The sequence below is a fragment of the Desulfobulbaceae bacterium genome (assembly GCA_015231515.1).
Taxonomy (GTDB): domain Bacteria; phylum Desulfobacterota; class Desulfobulbia; order Desulfobulbales; family VMSU01; genus JADGBM01.
In genome coordinates this window covers 1-4,362 of record JADGBM010000178.1, presented here as the reverse complement: position 1 = coordinate 4,362, position 4,362 = coordinate 1, and the positions used below count along the sequence as shown (strand labels likewise).

General features: G+C 49.2%; 2 protein-coding genes. Both read right to left on the bottom strand.

Features of this window, described 5'->3' with window-relative positions:
• Positions 1 to 296, bottom strand: a 296-nt coding sequence (locus HQK80_15710; GenBank protein MBF0223638.1) for a type II toxin-antitoxin system RelE/ParE family toxin, incomplete at its 3' end; no start/stop codon positions are given.
• Between the two features lie 651 nt (positions 297 to 947).
• Positions 948 to 3,965, bottom strand: coding sequence for a DEAD/DEAH box helicase (locus tag HQK80_15705; protein ID MBF0223637.1), 3,018 nt, complete (start codon positions 3,963 to 3,965; stop codon positions 948 to 950).
• Positions 3,966 to 4,362: the final 397 nt, after the last annotated feature.

Below are 4,362 nucleotides of genomic sequence, written 5' to 3'. Positions count from 1 at the left end.
TAATCCTCCAAGGTGTGTTCAAGTTGTTTGGCTTTGGCAATGTCGGTTGACTGCGTTCCCTTGTCGCCGCCACCAAGCATCACGATCAAAACATCTCCACGCATGGTGTAATACATGCGCCAACCCGGCCCGAAGTGTTCCCGCATTTCAAAGATGCCATCCCCTACAGGTTTTACATCGCCAAGATTGCCACGTTGAGCTTTGTCAAGACGGCGGCTTAACCGGAGACGTGTCATCCGGTCTTTCACGCTATCAAGCCAGGAATCGAATTCAGGAAGGGTTTTAACCGTATACATGGGTTTAATGTAGTCGATCGACTACATTCTGTCAAGCTGGTTCCAATTTATCAAATAGCACAATTGTTCGCACAGCTTTGGCATTTGCTGAACGATCATTTACAGTTCGTTCGCGATGCAACAATACAAGGGGCAGGCTTGCAATGCACCGTGATTGTTGTCGGTTTGTCATCTTACAGCTTCAACCCTTCAAGTTAGAGCCGGTTGAACAGATTAACCAGATTAAAGCCGAGTTGATTCCAGCAAGGCGGGACTCCTATGAGACTAATACCCCTCAAGAGGGTACTGAACAGAGTGCCTTCTGGGCAAAACAGACTGTCTTTCCGACGGGATTTTTCCTGGCATCGCGGCGGCTGTTGCACATCCCATGTCTTTCCAGTTCAGGAGGTTGTCTGTCAATCCTAATCCTGCTGTTTCTTCATGAATGTCAATAATTCAGGCCTGACCCATAGCCTTTTTCGCAGCAGTTAAGATACAACAAAAGCCAAGAGCGGACTTGACCCCTAGCCCTAGCCTAGCCCTAGCTAGCCTAGCCCTAGCGTCCTAGCGTATTTCCTCGCGTATTTTGAACCAAGAAGGGCAAAGCCCCATGGGCAAACGAGACGAAATCGCATTCGCCGCTTTAACAAACAATTGGCGTGACACCGTTTGTCAACTTGCTCCCGGCGTCCATTGCAGGATTGAGGCGATTTCCTCGCGGCTCAGTTTTTTGAGAATTGAGCCGTCATCACACTGGATAGTATCTTCAGCAAGATTGTACTTCTTGTTGATAAGGCTGTGAATTTTTTCCTCCATTGTGCCGGTAGTGATGAATTTAAAAACCTGGACGGCCTGCTTTTGACCATATCGATGAACTCTGGCAGTGGCCTGTTCTTCCTTGGCTGAGTTCCACCAGCGGTCGTAGTGAATAACTGCCTGAGCGCCGGTGAGGTCAATGCCCGTGCCACCGGCCAGCAGACTGGCACAAAAGACTTTAATCGCGGGGTCGTTGTTAAACGATGCAACCTGTTGCTGGCGCTTGTCCATAGTCGTGCTGCCCCGCAGCCCTGTGTAAGGAATTGCCTTGTCCCCTAAGTATTGCGCAATTATATCGAGCATCAGGGTGTACTGGCTGAAGACGACAACTTTTAGATTTGCCTCCAGACATTCGCTTAAAATCTCTTTGAATAACTCCCACTTGCCACTTTTATAGGTGTCGTAATTTGTGTTTTTAGCCAGCTGGCAGGGGTGATTGCATATCTGCTTAAGTTGCTGAATCAGGGCCAAAAAACTCATATGTGGAAAAGGCGCGGCCGTATCGCTTACCGCAGTCAGCAGCTCCTGGCCTTCGTGGTCGATGCTCTGCTGGTATAAGGTCTGTTGATCAGCGCTCAGGTAGCAGTAGCGAATATCTTCTATTATATCGGGTAGTTCATCGAGCACAGCGCTTTTTGTACGACGCAGCATAAATGGACGGATAAGACGCTGCAAAACTTCAAGACGATGCAGATCGTTTGATTCCTCAATAGGTGTAACGTAGGTCCTTTGAAAATAGCTGTTCCCGCCTAAGAGTCCCGGCAGGCATAAATCATAAATTGATTTAAGATCTGTCAGGGAGTTTTCAACCGGGGTGCCGCTGAGACCGAAGCATACCCTGCTGTTTAGGCAATATGCTGCTTTGCTTGTTGCGGTGCTACGGTTTTTCAGATACTGAATCTCATCAAAAAAAATCAGGTTAAATGAGTGTTTGGCCAGCAGTTCGATGTCTTGGCGCAGGACGCCATAGGTGGTGAGCAACAGGGTTGATGTTGTCGCAGGAGAGAAGCTGCGTTTGGAGCCGTAGTGCATTGTATAGTTTAGCTCAGGGTAAAAAGAATCGATTTTATCCTGCCAGTGGGGCAGCACGGAAGCCGGGCAGACCACCATCGCCATGCCGGTTTTAGACCTAAGGGCTATCTGTAACAAGGCCAGGGCCTGATGGGTTTTGCCCAGCCCCATGTCATCGGCCAGAATACCGCCTATGCCGTTTTCGTAGAGGTGGTTCAGCCAGGATAATCCCGTTTGTTGATATGGTCGTAAGTGCCTGGGGATGTCTGCCTCTGCCAGCGCGTAACCTCGTAGGTTTTCGAGCTGGGACTGTATCTGTTGGCACTTGGCTTTAGTTTGTGGAAGTTTCAGCTCAGGAACCAGAGAGGTCAGGGCCATCATCTCAAGTCTGGTAAGGCGCAGCCTGGAACCTTGTGTGGTTGTCTCAAGCCTTTGGGGGTCAAGGTCATAGAGCCAGTCCAGCGGGGTGTTTGTCAGCTGTAGCCATTTCCCCTTGCCGGTTGCATGCTGTCTACCTTTAGCGCGCAGGCTTCGTATCTCCAGGAGATCAAGATGGCGGCCAGCGCAGGCGTAACGGGCACTGAGGTAGCACCAGTCATCATCTTCATTATAGTCGAGTACCTCAATGAAGTCGGGCAGATCGTTGATACTGAACTCTTCGAGGGCCGGGTCGTAGTCGTGTTGACTATGCAAAATGTTTTGCAGGTGCTTATCGAAAAAGGCTGGCAGTTCAAGGGCCGGGATGGTCACGGTGGTGACTGGGCGTGTTGTTTCGGCAAAGGCAAAGAGAGGCAGGCTGCTGGCCTTTGCTGAAAAGTCATCTTCCTGTTCGTCAATAGGGTGGAAGATGTTTTTTTCCAGTGAGCAGTGTGAACCAAAGATGAGCTCCTCAAGATCAAGCCGCTTCACTTTTTGCCCATTGGCCAGTTTGAGCCAGGGCTCAATTGTCAGACTGCCATTCTCCTGAAAGAAGATTTTTGAGTAGGCCCGGGCTCTACCCTCAATGCTGATACGGTCCATGGTAGCGGTCTGTTCCAAAAGACGTATGGTTTGATCTCGGCAGGGGGTGAGTCTGAGCCGAGCTTTGTCACCTGGGCCCGACACCAAGGAAAACAGGTTATTTGAACCGCGTTGCAACTGCCAGTCTGGTTCCGGCTGCTCTATAAACAGATGGTGACAAAGCTGGGTCCAGAGGCTTTTGGAGGCCTCCTGACCCTTGCTGGAACTGCCAACCTGGTTAAGGGCTGTTTCGGTATCGGAACGGCAGGAGCACCAGAGTTGGTTCCAAGCGGTTTCGACCGATTTTTTATCAATGTTGATGGAGTTTGCGGAGTCAGGAAATTGATAATGTGGGAAGGCCTTCGGCAGTAGCGCCCGGGAGTTATCACTCAAGGTGATGTGGGCAGAAAAATTGTCCGTTTTGAAGATCAGCCCCTGCTCACTCTCAGGGTCGGTCAAAATCTGGGGGCTGGTTTTTTGTTCATTCATGAAGGCGCAGAGCCGTTGCCAGTTACTTTCAGCAAAGAGAAGCGGCGCCGGGGATAAATTAAGCCCGAATCCGTTTACATCCTCGAGCAGGATGTTGATGATGAGCACGGCGGCGTGCACACAGTGGTCGCCAAGGCTTTGCGGGTAATTACAGATGGAACACTCCGTCTTGCCGGGCCGAAAGCCCTGACTGATCTTTGGGGCCTTTTCAAACTTTATCAGGCAGTAGCCATCGACTCTGGAGAACAGGGCTGCAGATGAGTTTCGGTAATGAAGCAGCAGGCAATCGTCCTGTTCAACGAGCTTTTCTGCTGCTTCTAAGGTGGTGGCAGTAAACCAGGGCGTGATGGTTAAACGGGTTTGTATTGGTAACATGGTACCGTTATGTAATTGTTATTTTTTTTAATGCCAAGAATTTTGCAAAAAAAAATAAACCTGACCCACTATATGTCCCATGTTGGGTGATATTTTGCCCGTAAATTAATGGAGCGAAAGTTCTCGGGGTCAAGTCTTGGAAAGTTCTCGGGGTCAAGTCTTCATTTCTCGGGGTCAAGTCTTCATTATTGACAGAAAGTTCTCGGGGTCAAGTCTTCATTATTGACAACTCGCTTTGGGAGTTATACGATGTCAATGAAATAAAAATTTTTCATGTTGTAAATTATTGAGGAATCCTATGGCCCGTCCTTTACGAATAACATTTCCCGGCGCTTTTTATCACATTACTTCACGGGGCAACGAGCGGAAGAATATATTCAAGAGCAAACGCGATAGA